The organism is Paenibacillus terrigena DSM 21567, from assembly GCF_000374845.1.
Classification (GTDB): Bacteria; Bacillota; Bacilli; order Paenibacillales; family Paenibacillaceae; genus Paenibacillus_K; species Paenibacillus_K terrigena.
Window position 1 is genome coordinate 256,184 of the sequence record NZ_KB895419.1, and the last position, 21,063, is coordinate 277,246.

General features: G+C 47.3%; 15 protein-coding genes and 1 pseudogene. 14 read left to right on the plus strand and 2 right to left on the minus strand.

Features of this window, described 5'->3' with window-relative positions; genetic code table 11:
• Window positions 1-29: 29 nt before the first annotated feature.
• Window positions 30-170: pseudogene (locus tag C558_RS34785) on the minus strand (carbohydrate-binding protein); the annotation flags it as partial.
• Window positions 171-447: 277 nt separating this feature from the next.
• On the opposite strand from C558_RS34785, the gene C558_RS0121280 reads away from it, so the two are divergent.
• The 10 genes from C558_RS0121280 to C558_RS0121325 all read left to right on the plus strand — a co-directional run bounded on the left by C558_RS0121280 (window position 448) and on the right by C558_RS0121325 (window position 13,413).
• The gene (locus C558_RS0121280) at window positions 448-1,194 is read left to right on the plus strand and encodes a metallophosphoesterase family protein (protein WP_018758326.1); all 747 of its coding nucleotides are present in this window, start codon (window positions 448-450) and stop codon (window positions 1,192-1,194) included.
• Window positions 1,195-1,226: 32 nt separating this feature from the next.
• On the plus strand, window positions 1,227-1,742 hold the full coding sequence (locus tag C558_RS0121285; RefSeq protein WP_018758327.1) for a phosphotransferase-like protein: 516 nt from the start codon (window positions 1,227-1,229) through the stop codon (window positions 1,740-1,742).
• Window positions 1,743-1,890: 148 nt separating this feature from the next.
• The gene (locus C558_RS0121290) at window positions 1,891-2,640 is read left to right on the plus strand and encodes an alpha/beta fold hydrolase (protein ID WP_018758328.1); all 750 of its coding nucleotides are present in this window, start codon (window positions 1,891-1,893) and stop codon (window positions 2,638-2,640) included.
• Between the two features lie 7 nt (window positions 2,641-2,647).
• On the plus strand, window positions 2,648-3,238 hold the full coding sequence (locus C558_RS0121295) for a TetR/AcrR family transcriptional regulator (protein ID WP_018758329.1): 591 nt from the start codon (window positions 2,648-2,650) through the stop codon (window positions 3,236-3,238).
• A 249-nt stretch (window positions 3,239-3,487) separates the two neighbouring features.
• Complete coding sequence (locus C558_RS0121300; protein ID WP_018758330.1) at window positions 3,488-4,450, plus strand: ABC transporter permease; 963 nt, start codon at window positions 3,488-3,490, stop codon at window positions 4,448-4,450.
• A gap of 10 nt (window positions 4,451-4,460) precedes the next feature.
• Window positions 4,461-5,345 carry a carbohydrate ABC transporter permease gene (locus C558_RS0121305; protein ID WP_018758331.1) on the plus strand — a complete coding sequence of 295 codons (885 nt, stop codon included), beginning with the start codon at window positions 4,461-4,463 and terminating at the stop codon, window positions 5,343-5,345.
• Between the two features lie 12 nt (window positions 5,346-5,357).
• Window positions 5,358-6,977 carry an extracellular solute-binding protein gene (locus tag C558_RS0121310; protein ID WP_018758332.1) on the plus strand — a complete coding sequence of 540 codons (1,620 nt, stop codon included), beginning with the start codon at window positions 5,358-5,360 and terminating at the stop codon, window positions 6,975-6,977.
• 103 nt (window positions 6,978-7,080) lie between these two features.
• A complete protein-coding gene (locus tag C558_RS0121315) occupies window positions 7,081-9,351 on the plus strand; it encodes a glycosyl hydrolase family 95 catalytic domain-containing protein (protein ID WP_018758333.1) in 2,271 nt (756 codons plus the stop codon).
• A gap of 159 nt (window positions 9,352-9,510) precedes the next feature.
• Window positions 9,511-11,832: a helix-turn-helix domain-containing protein gene (locus C558_RS0121320; RefSeq protein WP_018758334.1), complete on the plus strand. Its 2,322-nt coding sequence runs from the start codon at window positions 9,511-9,513 to the stop codon at window positions 11,830-11,832.
• A gap of 3 nt (window positions 11,833-11,835) precedes the next feature.
• Window positions 11,836-13,413 carry an extracellular solute-binding protein gene (locus C558_RS0121325; RefSeq protein WP_018758335.1) on the plus strand — a complete coding sequence of 526 codons (1,578 nt, stop codon included), beginning with the start codon at window positions 11,836-11,838 and terminating at the stop codon, window positions 13,411-13,413.
• Window positions 13,414-13,421: 8 nt separating this feature from the next.
• Here C558_RS0121325 and C558_RS0121330 read toward each other — a convergent pair whose 3' ends face one another.
• A complete protein-coding gene (locus tag C558_RS0121330) occupies window positions 13,422-13,940 on the minus strand; it encodes a GrpB family protein (RefSeq protein WP_018758336.1) in 519 nt (172 codons plus the stop codon).
• Window positions 13,941-14,259: 319 nt separating this feature from the next.
• Between C558_RS0121330 and C558_RS0121340 the strand changes: the two genes are divergently transcribed.
• The 4 genes from C558_RS0121340 to C558_RS0121355 are packed head-to-tail and all read left to right on the plus strand — an operon-like array spanning window position 14,260 to window position 21,062.
• Window positions 14,260-15,699, plus strand: coding sequence for an SWIM zinc finger family protein (locus C558_RS0121340; protein WP_018758338.1), 1,440 nt, complete (start codon window positions 14,260-14,262; stop codon window positions 15,697-15,699).
• An 11-nt stretch (window positions 15,700-15,710) separates the two neighbouring features.
• Entirely contained in the window at window positions 15,711-17,573 is a 1,863-nt protein-coding gene (locus C558_RS0121345) for a HEAT repeat domain-containing protein (RefSeq protein WP_018758339.1), read from the plus strand.
• A 52-nt stretch (window positions 17,574-17,625) separates the two neighbouring features.
• Window positions 17,626-18,729: an AAA family ATPase gene (locus C558_RS0121350; protein ID WP_018758340.1), complete on the plus strand. Its 1,104-nt coding sequence runs from the start codon at window positions 17,626-17,628 to the stop codon at window positions 18,727-18,729.
• On the plus strand, window positions 18,726-21,062 hold the full coding sequence (locus C558_RS0121355) for a DUF5682 family protein (protein ID WP_018758341.1): 2,337 nt from the start codon (window positions 18,726-18,728) through the stop codon (window positions 21,060-21,062). The genes C558_RS0121350 and C558_RS0121355 overlap by 4 nt, the downstream gene beginning before the upstream one ends.
• Window position 21,063: the final 1 nt, after the last annotated feature.

The following is a 21,063-nucleotide window of genomic DNA, read 5'->3' on the forward strand; positions in this document are numbered from 1 at the left end:
CACGAGGAGAGGTCCTCGTGGATTTTTACTTAGTTCAGCAACCACAATGCAGGAACATTCGAAGGCTCCCAGCCAACCAAGGATGTATGATTTTGACGGCATTCATTGACGGATCCATTATATGTCACTAACGTGCCAAAGGTATAGGCCGTGTTCGGTGCCCATGCCAGTGCAGTTGAAGCTGCAGAGTTTGTACAGTTTACCGCAGCTTAGTTAACCTCTTAAATAACGAACTCGTGGCAAACATTGACAAAATTACGTGTTATCTTATCTAATGAATATATATATCATGATGATAATGACTTCTGACAACGGTACCTATGTATACCAGTTGAATTGCTGAGCTATCATGACAAACAGCATGCTGAACGCATCTAGTAGAGACCGCCATGTTCCATGGGAGGGAAGTGGCAGTTATTTTTTTCATCATAGAACAGGAGAGAAATTATGCAAGAGTCAATCGCAATTATTTCAGATATTCATAGTAACAGCCTAGCATTAGAAGCAGTATTAAAAGATATTTCAGCGCGCGAGATTCACCAAGTCGTGAATTTAGGCGATAGTTTGTTCGGACCGATCGACCCTTTGGGTACAGCAAGGCTATTAATGGAGAATCAGACCATCATCCATATCATGGGGAATTGCGATCAAATTCTTCTGGAAGCGTACAGTCCATCTGCTACGTTTCAATTTGTAAAACCATTTTTGAATACAGACATCGAGAATTGGATCAGATCTTCTTATCAAGCGACTTGGAGATGCGATGATCTTCTGTTCTGTCACGGGACACCATTTGTAAATGATAAGTACTTGTTGGAGGATGTCGACGAAAATGGCGTTAGACTTAAAGATCCGAATGAACTGATGATAGAACTCGGAAATATAACACAAAGTTTTATTTTCTGCGGTCATAGTCATGTGTTCAAATCGATCAACTTACCGAACGGCAAGTTGATCGTAAACGCGGGTAGTGTAGGGCTGCCAGCCTACGATGATGAGCTTCCTTTTCCGCATGTCATGGAATCTGGCACCCCTTATGCTGAATATGTAATTGCTCATCGAACAAATCAATGCATGAGCATTGAGCATGTGATGATAGATTATGATTGGGAGAGAGCCAGCCGGATTGCTAGTGAAAACGGACGAGAAGATTATGCATTTGCTATTAAAACTGGCAGATCGTTACTCAAATGACTCTATTTCCAACGAATGTGGAGGCCGAATGAGTGGAGAAAGGGAAGATTGTATTTCTGAATGGGGTCACAAGCTCAGGGAAAACCTCGATCGTAGATGCAATCCAATCGAAATCTGAAGCATTCTATTATGTCGTAGCTAATGACCTATTCGAACAAATGATTGGTGATAAGTATCTGAAGGAAGATTATTGGAAATATCTAAGTGATGCCATTATGATGATGTATCGAACGGCAAAATTATTTTCTGATTGTGGAAAGAATATATTGATTGATGGGATATTAGTGGAGAAACCCGAACTTAAACCACACTATGAACAAGTCAAAGAAATATTTAAGGGTTCCCCTCTACATATCGTTGAGGTGTATTGTCCATTGGAAATATGTCGGCAACGAAATATCCAGCGTGGCGACCGATCCGTAGACCAATCGGATTGGCAACACGACATCATGGCAGAGCATATCACATACCTCTGCACAGTCGATACCAGTGTAAATACACCTGATGAATGTGCGGAATGGATACTTGAAAGGCTATATAACTTATAGATTTAATGTAATTACAGGCACATACGCCCATGAGGGAAAGTGCCTGTTTTTTTGTTCCATTGGCTAACTAATTTTCTATTGACTAAACGTTCATTCAATAATAAAATGTAAGTATATTCCAATTCAATCATTTATGGAGGGATCGCGGATGGATTTGTACTATGAGGTAACAGGTGAAGGGAAACCAGTCGTTCTTGTACACTGCGGAGGAGCTGATATAAGGGACTGGACGTATGTGGCACCTATTCTGGCGAAGCATTACCAGGTTATTGCTTTCGATGGTCGAGGGTGTGGGGAATCGCCATCTCCAACGGAACCAGCCAACTATGTAGAGGATTTGCTTGCTTTCTTCAACCATCTACAGCTAGATCAAGCTACCATTATCGGTCACTCGATAGGCGGAAGGATTGCAACTGAATTTGCCCTGACTTATCCAGAGCGAGTAAATAAGCTGGTACTGATTGGTCCTGATTTATCCGGATTTACCCCTAGTGAAGCATTCTCGGAAAGGATGGAAGAGACACGAGCAGCAGCCCCGAATGTTGATCGAATGATGGAAATATCATTAAAGGCTTGCTCATACCGCGTCGTGATGGCAAGTCCTGAGCAGGAACTTACGGTGCAAATGTGGAAGCATAACATTACGAAAATGATGGAATGGGCAACATGGGAATCGGTATGGCCGCAGCCACCGGCGATAGAACGACTTGGAGATCTTGCCGTCCCAACCTGCTTCGTGATTGGTAAGAAGGATGCAGCTGATCTTCACCGTATTGCTGAGCTATATCAGGTTGTCCCTGATATTCGTTTTGTCGAGATTGAAGAAGCTGATCATATGCCGACACTGACACATCCTGAAGAGCTATGTCGTCATATTACTGAATTTCTGGAGGAATGAATTTATCATGCCACGCACGCCGGAAGAGAATGAGCGTATACGACAAGCTGCGAAAGAAAAAATCCATCATGCAGCGATGGCGCTTTTCGTTAAAAAGGGCTACCATGCCACTTCAATTGATGATGTTGCCAGACTGGCTCAGATCTCAAAAGGATTACTATACAATTATTACAAAGGAAAAGAAGAGCTGCTTGCCGCGATGGTCCTGATTCGGATCGAAGAAGTGAAGGAAGTGATGGAAGACGCCGCTGCGTTATTGACGCCGGGTGACCAGCTTCGTCATATCGTCGAAGGAGCGATTAATAACGTATACCGCAGACCTGAGGTGTATCGATTTTACTTGAATTTGCAGACGCAGCCGGAAGACGATCATATCCTAGCAACCTATAGTGCAATGTTGAACGACGAATCCCGCAAGCAGTTCGAGGTTCAATGCCGGATATTCAAACAGCAAGGCGTGAAGGAACCTCGCATGAAGTCACTACAGTTCTCTGCCGCGCTCCAAGGCGCAATGTTGATGATGACGACGTATCCTGGTGATTTTCCGGTCGAAGAGATCAAGGAACAGATCATTCGCGAATACTGCAATGGAACGTAATAAAGGAGTTTAAATCTCCAATTGCACAATACCTATTGAAATCAGAAGGACATCCTTTCTTGTAAGTGGGGAGGTCCTTCTTTTTGCTATTGTTATATCCCTCGAACTAAAGCAACTAACATATTGTATATGGCCAGATCTAACATTTTCGATATCTTCTAATCTATTATCCATTGATTCATGGAAGCGTTATCATATATCTTGTGTATGTTCTAGTCCAATTCAACAACATAAAAGGAGGTGAGTTTCATGAGAAATCAGACCGCTGCTATGACAGGTGAGCTAGTAGATCCGCATGGATCTAAGAATCAAAGTCCATTCCTCCAATCCTTTTGGAGACAAAAGTACTTATATCTCATGGTACTGCCAGGGTTCCTCATCGTGCTCATATTCGCATATTTCCCGATGTACGGCGTGTTGATCGCCTTCAAGGATTATAATGTGGCTAAAGGCATATGGGGAAGCGAGTGGGTGGGATTTAAATATTTCCATGAATTTATTAACAATCCCATTGCAGTGCGAACCGTCAAAAATACGTTAATCCTTGGCGTATACAGTCTATTTTTCGGTTTTCCCGCTCCCATCGTACTCGCACTGCTGCTGAATGAAATTCGAGTGCTTGCATTCAAGAAATTCGTACAAACAGTATCGTACTTTCCTCATTTCATTTCGACCGTGATTATTGTAGGCATGCTCAAGGAATTCACCTCGTTGGACGGTATGTTCAACACGATCGCATGCTGGTTCGGGAAGGAACCCGTCAACTTTATTACGGAATCGCAATATTTCCGCACATTGTTCGTAGGGTCCGGGATTTGGCAGGGTATCGGCTGGGGCACGATTCTGTATCTGGCTGCACTCAGTAATGCCGATCCAACATTGTATGACGTTGCTTCGATGGATGGGGCGAATCGTTGGCAGAAAATGAAACACATCTCACTTCCCGCCATTATGCCGACCACGATTATCCTGTTCATCTTATCCATTGGAGGCATTCTGGGCACCGACTTCATGAAGGTCATGCTGATGTACAACCCAGGGACCTATGAGACGGCCGATGTCATTGGTACATACGTGTACAGAGTAGGTCTAGAGGGAGGACGATTCGAATACAGCGCTGCCGTCGGATTGATGCTGTCCGTTGTCTCCTTTCTGTTCGTTCTGGCAACGAACCGTTTGTCACGTAAATTTTCAGAAACAAGTTTATGGTAGGTGAATGTAGATGGGGTTTAAACATAGCTTAGGTTCCCGCTTGTTCGACGTATTCAACTATGGACTCATGCTGCTGCTGATCATCATCACGGTATACCCGCTGCTGCATGTCATATCGATTTCGCTCAGCCATGCGGATTTTATTGCGCTCGGTCAAGTGAGTTTTTTTCCGAAAGGTTTCAATATCAAGGGATACCAGATCATATTTGAGAAGCGGCTTCTGTATACGAGTTACGCCAATACCATCATGTATGCGACCGTAGGCACGCTGTTGACGCTGCTCCTGACTTCGCTCATGGCTTATCCGCTTACGGTATCGAAGTTCCGAATCAAAAAGCCGATTACGATCTTCCTCGCGGTAACGATGTTCTTCAGCGGCGGCATGATTCCGACGTATTTGTTAATGAAAGAGCTTCACCTGCTTAATACGTTTTGGGTGATGGTATTGCCGGGCTGCATCAGTGCTTATAATGTCATCATTTTTCGTACCTTCTTCCAGAACATCCCGAGCGAGCTGCGTGAATCGGCGTATATGGATGGCGCGAATGACCTGACGGTTCTATTTCGAATCTATCTGCCTCTGTCTAAGGCGCTGCTCGCTACATTCGCCTTGTTCACGATTGTCGGGCATTGGAATGAATGGTTCAGCGCACTCATCTATTTGCGGGACGAGAATCGTTATCCGCTCCAAATGTTCTTGCGCAGCATTATTTTCACGCAGCAGGGATATGGCAGCAGCGAACAGGCAACAGAGATGATCCAAAATCGGCAAATCAACCCGAAGAACATTCAAATGGCTGCCGTAGTCATCACAATGGCTCCGATTCTGTGTATTTATCCGTTCGTGCAGAAGTATTTCGTTAAAGGGGTTATGGTAGGTTCAATAAAAGGATAGGGGAGAGTTGACATGAAAAAAACGTTAATGGGCATGTTGATGGCGCTGCTGCTAATTACGACGTATCTTAGCGGCTGCAGCGGAGAATCAGGCACAAGTGAATCGAAATCAGAAGACAAGGGGAGTTCCGACAAGGCCAATGCGTTGCATTTAAAGGTTGTGATTCCGCATTTCGGAGGCGATCCGACGGGAACGACTGTGCAGCAGGAATACGAGAAGGAAATCCAGAATTATCTAGGGACTGAAGTCAAAATTGATTGGACACGCATTCCGTGGGCCGAATATACGGAGAAGACGAAGGTCATGCTGACGAGCGGCGATATTCCAGACGTCATGCTGGTGCGGGGTCAAGATAATATTATCAAATTCGGAGAACAAGGGTTGTTCGTAGACTTGTCACAGCATATAGATAAGATGCCAAATTATAAAACATATATCGATGCGACAGGCAACAACGAGCAATATTTGATGAACGAAAATAAACAGTTGTTCGCATTCTATGACGGCTATACGAATCCGACAGACATAGAGCCAAGCCAATATGCCGCAGCCTATCGCCTCGACGTCTTCCAGAAGCATAATATTAAGGTGCCGACGACACTCGATGAATTGTATGATGCAGCCAAACAGTTGAAAGCATTGTATCCGGATGCCTATCCCGTAGGACAGAGTGAGCAATATTTAGAGTATGACGGCATCCTGAGCGCGAATCATACCGCAGGGAACATTTATTGGAACGGCGAGAAATATGTATACGGTCCAACGGAAGAGGCTTATAAGGAGGCTTTGATATTCCTGAACAAGCTGTATAAGGAGAAGCTGCTGGATCCGGCCTATTGGTCCGACAATATGGATGAGGCCAAGACCAAAGCCACCTCGGGTAAATCATTTATCTATCCTCTGCTATGGTCAGGGTATGTAGCTGATTTCAATGCGAACAAGCAGGCTGGCGTGACATGGACGTTAGCCATGGGTGCTGACAATCCGAAATACGGTAAGGCTTGGAAATATGGCAGTGAGCCAAAAGGCAAGGGATTAAGCAACGGCTCGGGTCTAGTGATCTCTGCGAAATCCGAGAATGTGGAGCAGATTGTGAAGCTGCTTGATTATCAGTACAGCGACAAGATGGTCGATTTGCTCATGTGGGGGATGGAGGGCAAATCTTATGAGGTGAAGGACGGGAAGAAGCAGTTCTTGCCAGCTCTGATTCAATCAGATGATTTTGTTGGTGAACTCGCGAAATTAGGCGTATCCGCATCGATGCGCACGAGACCGGGTATCGTATTTACACCACAGGAGCGCATTGCCAAATACACGTCGATCCCGGATGTGATGTTCTACCATGATGGGAAAGCACAGATGGAGAACTACTGGTTCTCCTCAGACAAGTACGGGGGCAAAGAATCGATTGCGCCTATGGATCATGCGCCAAAAATGATGTTCACGAAGGATGAAAGTGACCTGAAAGCCAATACGATGACACCGATCGAGACGTATGTCAAAGAAAGCGCCGTAAAATTCATTAAAGGCGAAATGGACTTCTCCGAGTGGGGCAAATTCCAGGATACGATCAAAAAGATGGGCGACTATGAGTCGATTCTAAAATTGTATAACGATAAAGTACAACAATAACAGGCTGACTGATAGAACGATGACAAGCTTAATGGGCGCCGTCTGATCTGATACAGACGGTTTGCTCTATCTGCTAGTAAGACGGATGGGGAGGCTCTATCAAGTGAACAAGTATGATCTTCTATTCGAACAACCAATCGCAAGGTGGGATGAGGCGCTGCCGCTTGGCAATGGATTAACGGGATGTCTCCTATGGGGGAACGGCGCACCGCTCAGATTCAGTCTAGACCGAGGGGATCTATGGGATCTCCGGCTGGCTCCGGAAGTGCATGAGGTGGGGTTCACGTATGCTGAAATGATTGATTGCGTGAAGCGGGGCGATCAAGAGGGGCTATTGAACCGATTCGATCGCATTTATGAAAAATATCCGTATCCGACGAAGCTTCCGGCCGGTCGCTTGGAGCTGAATTTCAGACAACCCGCAGATCAGATCATAAGTAATCTAGTTCTACAGGAAGCATGTGCGAATATCGAGATGACCTTCGGGGATCGTACCGTTACGGTGTCCAGTTACTTGCATGCTGTGAATGGCCTTGGCTATATTCGAATTGTCGGTGATCCGGAAGCAGCAGGAAGATTGGACATCGTTCCACCGGATTATGTTGGCGCCCAGCAGGATGACAACGCGAACCTTGTATTTCATTCAAGCCTGACTCGGCTTGGTTACCCGGCTGCTTCACAGCATGCGGAAGGTCATGTGCGTTGGTTCCATCAACATACCGCGCATGAACTCGAATACGCTATTGTCGTAGCAGAAGGCCATTCAGCTGCAGGGGAGCGTATAGCCGTATATACGGTTGCCACGAACCACGATGGCATGGATTGGTTGGAGATGGCGAAACGGAAGACCGCATCGGCTCTGGAGACCGGGTATGATGCCGCGTTCGTCGAGCATGTCGAATGGTGGGCTCGATACTGGGCTCAGAGCTCCATCACTTTGCCGGATGAAGAAGCGGAGAAGATGTGGGTGCTGAACAATTATCTGTTCGGTTCCTGTTCCCGAAAAGGAGCGCCGCCGATGCCTCTGCAAGGGGTATGGACTGCCGATGAAGGAAAGCTTCCCCCGTGGAAAGGTGATTACCATCATGATCTCAATACGCAGCTTAGCTATTGGCATTATCTGAAGGCTAACCATCTCGAAGAAGGGGAGAGCTTCATCGATTTTCTGTGGAACTTGCGGCCGGAAGCAAGAAGATTCGCCGAGCGCTTCTATGATGCGCCTGGCATCAATCTCCCTTCAGTGATGACCCTGACTGGTGGGGCGATGGGTGGATGGCCGATGTACAGTTTGAGCATTACGAACCAGATTTGGTTGTGCCAGGCCTTCGATCATTACTGGCTGAGCACGGGGAATCAAGAATTTCTGCGCGATAAAGCTTATGTGTACTTCCGAGAAACGGCGGAATGCGTCCAGCGCTGGCTCGTGCCAGGCGAAGATGGCAAGCTGAGGCTGCCGTTATCAAGCTCGCCGGAGTTCCATGATAACCGGTTAGAGGCATGGCTTGATCCCATGAGTAACTATGACTTGTCCCTGTTAATCTATCTGTTCCGCCGTCTGAGAGATATGGCCGGACAGTTAGATTACGCCGATGACGCCGAACAATGGGCAGATGTTCTCGAAAATCTGCCAGAGCTTGCTAGTAACAAGGACGGCGTACTGATGATCAACCTGAAGGAATCATTGACGGAGAGCCATCGTCACTTTTCACATATGATGTCCATATTCCCATTGAAACTGCTCAATCGGAACGCGTCGACACGCGATCGCGACATTGTCGATAAGACGATCTCTCATTTGGAAGTGCTAGGCAAAGGCCAATGGGTCGGTTATTCATTTGCTTGGGCGGCAGCGATGTACGCATGGCAAGGGAATGGAGAAGCCGCACTCTATCATTTGCAGCAAATGTGGCGTTATACATGCTCACCGAATGGTTTCCATTTGAACGGCGATTACAAGCATGCGGGGGTATGCATGTTCCATTACCGCCCTTTTACGTTGGAAGGCAACTTCGCGGCAGTAAGTGCCCTGCAGGATATGCTGCTGCAGGTGGATGAAGGAACGATCCGCGTATTCCCGGCAATTCCAGCAGCATGGGCTGATCGCACAGCCGAGTTCCGCGATTTCAGGGGCGAAATGGGTGTACTCTTATCGGCAAGGTTAAGTGGAGGTAAGCTAGATTATATCAAGCTGCGTGCAGAACGAGGTGGCTCCTTCCGAGTCCAGAACGATTTTGGCTGTGAAGGTCTGTTGATTATCATCGGGGATCGATCTAATGAGATCAATTGCACGGCTGGTGAATCGTTCCGTGTTGATCTGCAAGCGGGAGATGAATGTAGGATTACAGGCATCGGATCTCCAATTCCTGTACGGTAATCCTTCATCAATACCAACCATTGAATAAGGCAGTGAAGCTTCAAGCGGAGTCTTTGCTGCCTTTTTGTATATCCATTTTTTGTAGTACATGTTCCAATACCTGTGTTATATTATTACAACTAGATGTATGCGCATTCATTTCCAGGTGGGAGGGTCCCTATGAAGCATTGGGTCACAGCGTTTCCCCGTAAGGCCACAGCCCAAATGAAGAAAAGAACGCTAATTGCCATCTTTTTGCGTTTCTTCGTGCTGATTGTGTTGCTCCTCATCTCGTCCAGTACCATTGCCGTTTATTCGAATTATCGAATGATCGATGATGCTCGTGAAGCAAACAGTAACTATTTGCGCGCGGCCTCGTCTTCACTCGACGGCTTACTCGACAAAATGAAGGACCAGGGGTACAGCATTTCGTCTGATCCGAGCTATTTGAATTTATTATCCATGAGAGACAAGTCACAAATCCAATACGCTTCAACGGCGTATTTGCTAAGCAGCAAGCTGTATGACCTTTTCGTAAGCGATAGCGCCGTGGACGATTCCTATATTTATTTTTCCAACCTGAACACGATCCTAGCAGGATCCGGCTCCTATGAACCCGCGTTCTACTTAAGCAAGCACTACCGATTCAAGGATTATCCATTGGCTTTCTGGGACGAGCAGTTCAAGCGTGGCATTGTATCGACCATTCTGCCGGCGACGGATGTGTACAGGGAGAGCGGTTCGGGAAGTGAGAAAAAATACAAGACCATTATCCCGCTAGTGCTTAACATAGAGAGCGTGGTCGGATCACGCAGCTATATGGTTGTTAATATTGATGAACAGAAGATCTATCAAATGATCAACAATATGAACATCACCAAAAAAGGCGACATTTATCTAATCGATACGCTCCACAATCGCATCATTAGTGCAACCGATCGCGATAAGCTCGGCGATACGTTCGACATCGGGAAGCTTCAACTCAATGCTACAAGTGGATTGTCCGAATCAGAAATATCGATTCATGGCGACGATTATATATTAACCTATCACCCTTCTTCCTGGGACAACCTCGGCTTTCTCGTCGTAACGCCTGAGAAGGTGTTGACGGCTCCGGTCTATCAGTTCCTGTATATGACGATAGGTGTCATCGCTTTATTTATGCTGGTTGGGGTCGTTGCTTCCGTTGTATTCTCACGTGGCATATATTCGCCGCTCGCTGAGATGGTTCATGTTGTCAAACGCTTTGCCATAGCCCCCTTCGAGAGCAACAAATCCGAATACGATTATATCAAAGAGAGCATTACGACATTGCATCAATCCCATCAGGAGTCGATGCCATCACTGCTGCAGATTTTTTTGTATCGAGCACTTCATCAGCAATTGAACAAGGATGACATTGAACGGCTGTCGCAGAAATATGAGTTTTTTCGCGGAGGCGGCAGCTTTGCGATTGCTGTCGTTAGGTCTGATTTCGCAAGAGATCATCAACTACAAGCGGCTGAGCTTCATACGCGTATGACTCTACTTCACAAACCCGTCCTGGATTTAACCAGCACTGAGATGGTGTTGTTCTTGCAGGAGCAGGATGATGAATCAATCGATCTTTTCGTGTCACAACAGATGCACCCACTCTTATCCATTTATGAAGAAGAATTGGCAGGTGAGATCAGTCTTACGGTTGGCATAAGTAGAGTCTTCGATAAGCTAGAGAATATTCAGCAAGCATATAAGGAAGCAATTGATATACTCGATATGCGCAGCGTAGGGGAGAACCTTATGATTTACCACGCATCAACCAGTACGCCCGGCACGATTGGCGCTATTTTCTCCTCGGATGTGAAGGAGACAGCGCGCAAATATTTAGAGAACGGCTATGTGGATGGCGCTTCAGTGCTGCTCGATCAGCTGTTCGAAGGTGCGAGAAGCCAGCAGATGCGATTTGCGGTATTCCGGCAATTCGTAAGTGATCTGCTCTATTTCGCCGCTGAAACGGTGTATAACCGTCGAATCGACGAGGAAGCAATGTTCGGAATGCCTGCGGGTGAGATGATTGCATACGTCAATGCGCTCAATCATCCACATCGAATTGAAGAAGCCTGTCGTAGCGTATATGAGAATGTAACAGCTCAGGTCCATTCCCAGCAGCAATCGTCTCAGGCCATAACCGGCATGCTGGAGTACATATCCTCTAATCTGGCTGAAGCGAATTTAACGTCAATCTCCGAACGATTTCATATGAACACGAACTATGTATCGCAATACTTCAAGAAGCATCAGGGCGTCACGTTTACCGATTATATCAACCGCCTACGCATTGACAAAGCGAAGGAATTGCTCCTTAGCACCGATTATACAGCGTCTGATATCGGCAAACTCGTCGGATTCAATAATGCGAATGCTTTCATTCGGATGTTCAAGAAGCTGGAAGGGACCACACCAAATGAATACCGCAAGAGCGCCTTCACCATTTATAACAAATCGTCGTTAGAGGGGGAGTAGAGGATGTGGATACGCCGTAGAAAACTGGTAATATGGATCTGTACAGGAATTCTAGTAGTCCTGTCAGCCGTATGTTTGCCCTATGATGAACTCGTGTCTGGCACACCCCCGATAAGCCCGGTCGTTATTCATGCTGCGGTTCCTGCGTTTGATCGTGACCGGAATACGCCAATCGATAAAGAATTCGAACGGAGGACGAATTTAACATTTGATTGGCTGCAGTTTCCTGTCAATGAATATATGAAGCGAATCAATCAAGTACTAACCTCGGCTGGTCAGAAACCGGATATATTTATCGTTAATAAAGATATGGTTCAGCGGTTCGGTCCGATGGGACTACTGCTAGATTTACGGCCTTACCTCGACGAAATGCCCCATTTAAAGCGATGGATTGAACGGTACCCCCAGATTGTTGAGGATATGATGACCGAAGATGGTAAGCTATATGGCATAGATGGTCTGAACACGTACGGTCAAATGCCGATCGGTTATATCCTGCGTGAGGATATCTTCTACCGCAATGGTATGCTGCTGCCTACGACATTCGATGAATTGTACGAGTCGCTGAAAAGGCTCAAGCAGATTTATCCCGATTCGAAGCCGATCTCAAGCCGTTCGGGCCCGGCTAATTTGTTCCAGCAATTCTATATGGCCTACCATACCCAGAGCGGTGTTTATTTCGATAATGACGAGATGACGTATACATTCGGTCCCGCCGAGCCTAACTTTAAGAAGGCTGTCATGATGGCCCGTAAATTTTATCAGGTGGGTCTAATTGATCCTGATTTCGCGACGGTCTCCGAGGCACAGTTTTTCGAAAATATGATCGGAGGCAAGACGTTTGCCTTATTCGGAGAATATTTTATCGAGATGGATGGCTGGATTGAGAAAGGGGTAAAGAGAGATTCATTCTATAGCTTGAAAGCAGTGCTGCCACCCATGACAGATCAAGGCTTACAGGCGCTGCAGCCCGTTCAGTATCCGAATTCTCGCGGGAATTGGGTCATTGCCATCCATGCGAAATCCCCGCATATTCGAGAGCTGATTGCACTGTTGGATGCGCAATATTCCGATGAAATTGTGGAATTGACGAACTGGGGAATCGAAGGCGATACATTCAATCGAGTCAACGGGGAGAATCGATACACGGCTCGATTGCAGACCAAGCTAAATCCATACGGCGAGGTTACGCCGCAGGAAGCGGGCGTGGACGGACGATCTGGGATATGGGTGCCTTATGATCAGGATGCGGAATACGCGAGAAGATGGGGCGCCGTTGGACTCGAATCCCAGCAGTTATATACCGCAAATGCAGACAAAATCGGGTTCTTCGCGGGCCCCGCCATCCCCTTTACGTCCGATGAATTCATTGAGATTACGAAAATCATGTCGCCAATCAAAAACTTCGTTACGTTGAAAGTGATCCAATTCGTAACGGGAGAACTCGGGATGAATCAAGACTGGGATGACTTTCAGGATGAGCTTACTAAAATGGGGGCAGGACGCGTGCTTAAGCTCTACCAAGATAAATATGCCAAGCTGCCGGATGAGAGGAAGGTTCTTCATAAGTCGCTTCGGTAGATTTGATTTCACCGATGGCGCCAATGCCACTTGAGCGCCTCTTTTTCAATTTTTTTGACAAAACCATCTTTCCCAACACTATAACCATCAATATCTGTTGGATATTGTTTGGCTAATTTGCTTTTCAATTCGCCATACGTTTTACAGATGTCAGGGTTCTGACGAAGATAATCTCGGAACGCGAGATGTCGCTCGATTTCTTGAATATGATCATACTGGAACGCATGGATTTGATGCGTGCGATCATCTCCGCCTTTGCGATAATATCTTCTCCCTGCAATACCAAACTCGCCCATGACTTCATAGCCAAGCTCTTCAAAGTGTGCCGTGTAATCATCTAGTTTATTGATATCGTTAACAACAAGTAGAATGTCAATGATCGGTTTCGCTTGTAAGTTCGGCACGGAAGTACTTCCGATATGAAAGCTGCTCACAAGCTCATCTTGAAGTATGCTCTGAATGGCATGTTCTTCCTGCAAATAAACCTCTGGCCAATTTGGGTCGTATGCGACGACGGTGATATTCATTTTTCGATTCCTCCTTTATGTATTGAAAAATATGAACAGGCACGAGGGCGTTGATACAGTGTATATAATATTGAATATTGCGTCAACTCAGAAGGGGGTAGCACCTCACATAATGAAGGGACGATCCTATGTGCTGAATGCTGGCATGGGGGTGGTTCCTTTTTGAGTTGGTTCCTATCTTGAGACTACTCGGGCATAGCCAAAAGCTCCTTATCGGTATAAAGTGGAAGATGAGTATGATTCAACCATTCATACTTATAAGAGATCCGACGTACGTTGATAAAGTAGTAAGGAAGTAAGAGAGATAGGAGCGATAATTTTGATTGAAATGACATCATCATTCGTGGATTCACTAGCTTCGAATACCGCGGCAATAAAGAATGCCCAAGGTCTGGTGAAAAAACGAAGTTTCGTGCAGCTGCATCAATCCGAAGACGGTACATTGTTATTCGCGGAATGCAAAGGAAGCGGAAGCTCGAATTACCAATGCTCAGCAGATTTCATCCAACCGGATAAACCGATACTACGTTGTTCTTGCCCAAGCAGGCAATTGCCATGTAAGCATTCGTTGGGACTATTATATGCCTACATCGGGGGAGAAGCATACACCACCGCTGCAGTGCCGGAAGACATTGCTGCCAAACGGGAAAAAGCAGAGAAGCGGGAAGAGAAGAAGTCGCAACAGACGAGTGAAGGGGCGGAACCCAAGCCGAAAAAAGTGAACAAGACGGCGCTCAAGAAAAAAGTCCAATCACAGCTCGAAGGATTGGAAGTCCTCAAGAAGTTGCTTCGATCATTGGTTCGTAACGGTCTGGGCACGATCGATAAGAAGGTCATCAAGACGATGCAAGAGCATGTGAAGCAAATGGGAAATTATTATCTCGCGGGTGCGCAAACGGAGTTGCGACGGCTTACCTTACTGCTCTCAGAAGCAGACGATCGTGAGCAAGTATATACGGACGTCGTGGAGCAATTGGCCGTGATGCATGCTTTTATAAAAAAGGGACGTGCGTATTTAACAAGCAAATTAGCAGATCCAACATTGGCGCTTGATCATGAATCGACGATCGAGGAATGGCTGGGACATGCATGGCAGCTTACAGATCTGAAGGAATACGGGTTGATGAAGGAACAGGTAGAGTTGGTTCAGCTCGCATTTGTGAGCTATGACGATTCGGCAAGACAAGAATATGTTGACGAAGGATATTGGCTCGAACGAGACAGTGGGGAGATTCATCGTACCATTCAATATCGGCCTTACAAAGCGGCGAAGCTGATGCGTGAAGAGGACAGCTTCTTTGATGCTGTGCGAACTCCCTCCTTATATCAATATCCAGGGGATATGAACCGAAGAGTACGCTTTGAAGAGATGGCTGCTAGACCGCTGGATTCGCATGAGGTCGTACATATACCGAAATATGCCGAGCGATCGTATACAGATGTCATCAAAAAAGTGAAAAACCAGCTGAAGAATCCGTTAAGTAACGCCAATCCGCTCGTATTGCTACATGTGGCCGAGGTGATGCAATCCAATCAAGATGAAGTTGTCATTGCAGATGAATCCGGTCAACATCTCGTATTACGGGATCAAACATCTAATGGGCATCGGACCCTTCCACTGTTAACGCACTTGTCATCATCGCAATTGGAGGATGTAAGCATGCTGGTGAGGTTCGAGCACGATATGGACACGGGGCGGTTAACGGCAATGCCCTTAACGATATTGAAAGATGCGGAAATGCTCCGTCTCTTGTATTAGGAGGAATGAACATGAGTACAGCATTATTACAGGAGCTCCATCAAGAGCTGCGTCGAATCTACATCGCTGGAAGCGATCTGGCACTCGGCGATTACCGACTAAAACGGATGCTGCCGCAATTCCAGCAGCTTGGCGAGCGAGCTCCGATTTTTAGAAGACTAGCCGAAGGGATTGCGGCTCTGATTGAGCCTGCGGATATAGAAAATTATCAATCTGCAGAACAACTGCAGGATTTGAATCTACTCCTTACCTCCGTGCTTCGAACACAAGGGTTGACAGCACCGCAGGGTGAGCTTGGACCGCTAGAACATCGCCCCGTTTCCTTATCTACATTTCTACCGTATCGCAAGCTGGCTGCTGTGGAGGAGGCGCTCACGACGACAGGGAGCAATCGGTATGAGGTGGTTGTTCACGCATTCGAAGAGGGCATGTTCCGGGATCTTCGTCTGCTGGCCCTTGCCGTTCGAGCGCTTGGGGATCCCTATTCGGAAATCGCTGAATTTGCAATGCAGAAGATCCTGCCTTCCTACGGAGCAGAGGTCGTGCCTTATTTGATCGACAGCTTCGATCCGATGGGAGGCAGGGTAGAGAGCCGCAAGATTCAAGTGATCGGGCAGGCGGGCGGAGAAGATGTATTGGATCTGATCTTTCAGGCAGCTGAATCCGGGTCAGAGGAAGTTCGCGTGACGGCGATTCGTTTACTAGCGGATCAGACTTCCTATGCGTCAGCATTGCTCTCTTGGACGAAAGATAAAAAGAAAGCGATACGTGAAGCTGCCTATCATGCCTTAGCAGTCATTAACTCCGAGGCAGCCGTTGAACGGATTTATGAAGCTCTTGCAGGCAAGGACATTGAAATCGTAGCTGAAGCCGCGGCCAAATGCAGCTCGGAACAATTAACAGCATGGTTGGTTCGTGATCTCGGTGAAGAGCTGAAGCATGCATTATCGAACAAAGAAGATAAAAAGAAGGTTGAAGCATCGCAGAACAAAATAAATCACTTTCTTACCGCTTTGGAAGGAAAACGAAACGATACGCTATATGAACTATTTTCTGAGGTAACAAGACAATATTCTTTGTATATCTCTACTGCTGGACTAGATCTTTTGGATGCCGCAGCACAGTACTTGGAACACGAAAATTCCTCGGAAGCCTTGGAAGCTCTTTATAGCTTGGAACAACATAATACACGTTATTTATCATATGCCTTCCGTGCGTCGTTCCGGCAGCTCTCGCCAGCCCAGTTATTTGAGCACTATGTGCAATCCGTTCGAAATAAATGGAAGATGAAGACCAATAAGGAGACCCAGAAAAAGCTGAAGCAATTCCTATCGATCCTTGAGCAGCAATTGATTGCCTATCCCTATCAGCTTTACCCTAGTTTGTGGAATTCCCCTGAAGAGACTACTTACCTGCGCAAAGTGGAAATGATGCCTGTAGAACAGGTCGCACAGCTGTGGGATTCACGATGGTTAGATTGGCTGATTGAGGTTCAAGCCACCCAGCTCGTCTGCGTCTTCGCGCGGCCGGACCATTCGGAATCACAGTCATTTCTGATGGAGCGAATGCAAGACATGACAAATCTGCGTCATCAATCCTTTGAAATTCTGCTTCTTGGCCTTGAACGTGCGGGTGTGGATGCTTCGATCCGGTCGGAATTACTCATGAATGTGCTTGAACAAAAGCGGAGCAGCAACCTTTATACGTTCGAAGGCCATGTGCTGGAATGTCTGTATCAATTGCCTTTCACCTATCAAGATCGGCTGGCTGATATGATCCAAAAATATCGATATTCCGCTCGCGAACAGCTGCAATATGTATGGAACGAGATGGAGAAAAAGAAGCAAGAAGCTTTTGTGGTGGATTCCGTGTGATTTCGAAAAGTTGCAACACAAACATAATGAACGATCATGAGGAGATGAGGATATGGTTACGAGTCAAGAGCAATGGCAAGATATGATGTGCTTGCCCGCTGAGCAATTATATCAAGAAGAAATAGCTGCATTGAAGAAAGCGGATAAAGGGAAGATCCCCGTAGGCTGGCAAATGTCGCCTCAATCAGTACTTACGTTCATTACCGGAGGGAAAGTCGGTAAAACGGTGATCACACCGAAATATATTGGCAACAAAAGGTTGGTCGAAATGGCCATCGCGACACTGGTCACCGATCGTGCGCTACTGTTAATTGGAGAGCCAGGTACGGCTAAATCCTGGTTATCCGAAAATCTAACGGCCGCCATTTATGGACATTCCGGCCTTGTTGTTCAGGGGACGGCGGGTACCAGTGAGGAGCATGTTCGATATTCGTGGAACTATGCCATGTTGCTCGCGAATGGGCCAACACCGGAGGCACTTGTGCAGAGCCCTGTAATGCGGGCGATGGAAGCCGGTGGTATTGCCCGATTCGAGGAAATATCACGATGTGCTTCCGAGGTGCAGGATGCGCTGATCTCGATATTATCGGAGAAGACGATTTCGGTCCCGGAGCTGGGTCGGGAAGTTAGTGCTCGGAAAGGATTCTCGATTATCGCTACGGCGAACACACGGGATCGGGGCGTCAACGAGATGTCGGCAGCCCTGAAGCGCCGTTTCAATATTCTGATCCTGCCGACACCAAGCGATATGGACACCGAAGTCGAGATTGTAAAGAAAAGAGTACGTGAAATTGCTTCCTCCTATGATCTGCAAGCTGCTGTTCCTGCAGATGAGGCGCTGATTAAGGTCGTAACCATCTTCCGGGAATTGCGCAGCGGGATGACACTCGATAAGAAAGAGAAGCTGAAATCTCCTGCGGGAGTGATCTCCACGGCTGAGGCGATTTCTCTCCTGACGAACTCCATGGCTTTAGCCGCGAGCTTCGGCAACGGCGAAATAACGGATGAAGATCTTGCCGCAGGATTGCAAGGAGCCATCGTCAAGGATGACGTGAAAGATAAACTGGTCTGGAAAGAGTATCTCGACAATGTGATGAAGAAGCGTGGCGCAGAATGGCGAGGTCTATACACAGCCTGTAAGGAGATGAACGAGTGAATAGCGTAGCGACGGCCGCTGTACATATATTTGGTGTGCGGCATCTGTCACCCGGCGGCTCTTTGCATCTTCTGGAGCTGCTGCAGGAATTGCAGCCAACCGCCGTACTCATTGAAGGACCATCGGATGCGAACTCGGAGATCCAACATCTAACGAATCGACACTCAACTCCGCCTGTCGCTATTCTCGCCTTTACGGAGGATATCCCTGTTCGAACGGTATTATGGCCTTTTGCTGCCTACTCCCCAGAGTTTCAAGCGATGAAATGGGCAGCTGAGAATGGAGCCCACGCCGCATTTATCGACCTACCGTCCTCGGTTACGGTTACGATGCAGCAGCTGCGATTGGAAGCAAAAGAGAACGTGGAAGAGGAAGAAACGGAAGATGGAAAGCCTTCCGGTTCCGATTCCTTCGATGATTCTTCCATCTACAGTCGAATCGCCACGATTGCGGGCGAGCATGACTACGATATGTACTGGGAGCGTAATTATGAGCTCAATCCGAGTAAAGGGGTCTATCGGGAGGCAATTATTGCCTTCTCCACACAGATGCGCGAACTGACGGAGGAGGATGAGAGACAACATCAACGGGTGGAATACGCCTATAACGCAGTTCGCGAGGCTTATATGCGGAGGCAGATTCAAGACACGATTGCCGCAGGCCACGAACCGAACCGCATTGTTGTCGTCTGCGGGGCTTATCATGCGGCTGCGCTTGCGCAAGATTCGTATGTGATGACGGATCAAGAATGGACGCATCTGCCATCGCGTAAGACGAAGCTGACGCTGATGCCATACTCATATTATAAGTTGTCTTCGATGTCCGGCTATGGGGCAGGCAATCATGCACCACATTATTATGAGATGATGTGGGAGCGCATGCAGACGAATACGCTCGAGGAACTGCCGTATTATTACTTGTCATCGATTGCAAGGTGGATGCGGGAGACGGGGAACCATCGTTCAACCGCTGAAGTGATCGAAGCCGTTCGGCTTGCCGAAGCACTAGCAGCCCTGCATGGAGGGAGCGCGCCAACGCTACGGGATTTGAGAGATGCTGCTCAGACATTACTGGGGCGCGGCGATCTCTCTGTCATCGCAGAAGCGCTCGCACGCGTTGATGTCGGAACAGCCATCGGCTCATTGGCTGAAGGTGTCAGCCAGACTCCGATTCAGGATGATCTGAACCGCATGTTGAAGCAATTGAAGCTCGAGAAGTACAAGACAACCGTGGCTACCGACTTATCACTCGATTTACGTGAGAATCGCCGGGTTACATCGGAAGAATCCACCTTCCTTGATTTGAATCGGTCCACGTTATTGCATCGATTAGCATGGTTAGGCATATCTTTTGCGAAGCTTCGTCCTAGTGGGCAGGAGCATGCAACTTGGGCTGAGTATTGGGTCATCCAATGGTCTCCTGAGGTCGAAATTCAGGTGGTGGAATCGACGCTTCTTGGGGAGACGATTGAAGTAGCCTCTGCGTATGTTTTGCAGCAGAAGTTGGATAGCTGCAGTACCATCGCGGAAGCATCTTGGCTGATCCGTACGGCATGCGATTGCCGCATGCTAGAGCAGATGGAAACCGCGCGGCAGACACTGCAGCGGCTTGCTGCAGATAGCCGTGATGTAATCCAGATCGCTGCAGCGGCGAAGGAGCTGTCTATGATTATCGGTTACGGTGGCTTACGTCGCATGGATACCGCACGGTTGCTGCCGCTTCTAGAACAGTTATTCATGAGGGCGTGCCTGTTCCTCCTGGATGCAGCGCAATGTAATGACGAGGCGGCAACCGACATGATGTCGGCGATGAATGAGCTGAACCGAATTTCCTTGGAACATAGCGAACAGGTGGATGAATCCCTATGGCTTCAAGAATTGCTGCATTTATCAGAACGGGATGATCGGAATCCGCGTCTCTCCGGTTTTGCTTGCGCCATCTTGATGGAACGCCATGCCATCACCGCTCAGCAATGTGCTGAAGAGGTATCTAGAAGGCTCTCTCCCGGCATTCCAGCAGATCTCGGTGCAGGGTGGTTCGAAGGGTTGTCGCAGCGCAATCGGTATGCCCTTCTATCTCGGCAGAGCTTATGGGAGCAGTTGAATGCGTACATTGTCTCGCTGAGTGATGATGAATTTGCTCGTGCGCTGGTTTTCCTGCGGCGTGCTTTTAGTTCGTTCGCTCCGCGGGAGAAGACGATGATTGCCGAATTATTAGGCGAATTGTGGGGAGTTCATGCAGATCAAGCAGCTGAGATCTTGACGGGGGAATTGAAGGAGGACGAAGTAAAGATGATTGACGAGCTAAATGATTTTGATTTTGAGGATTTTTGAC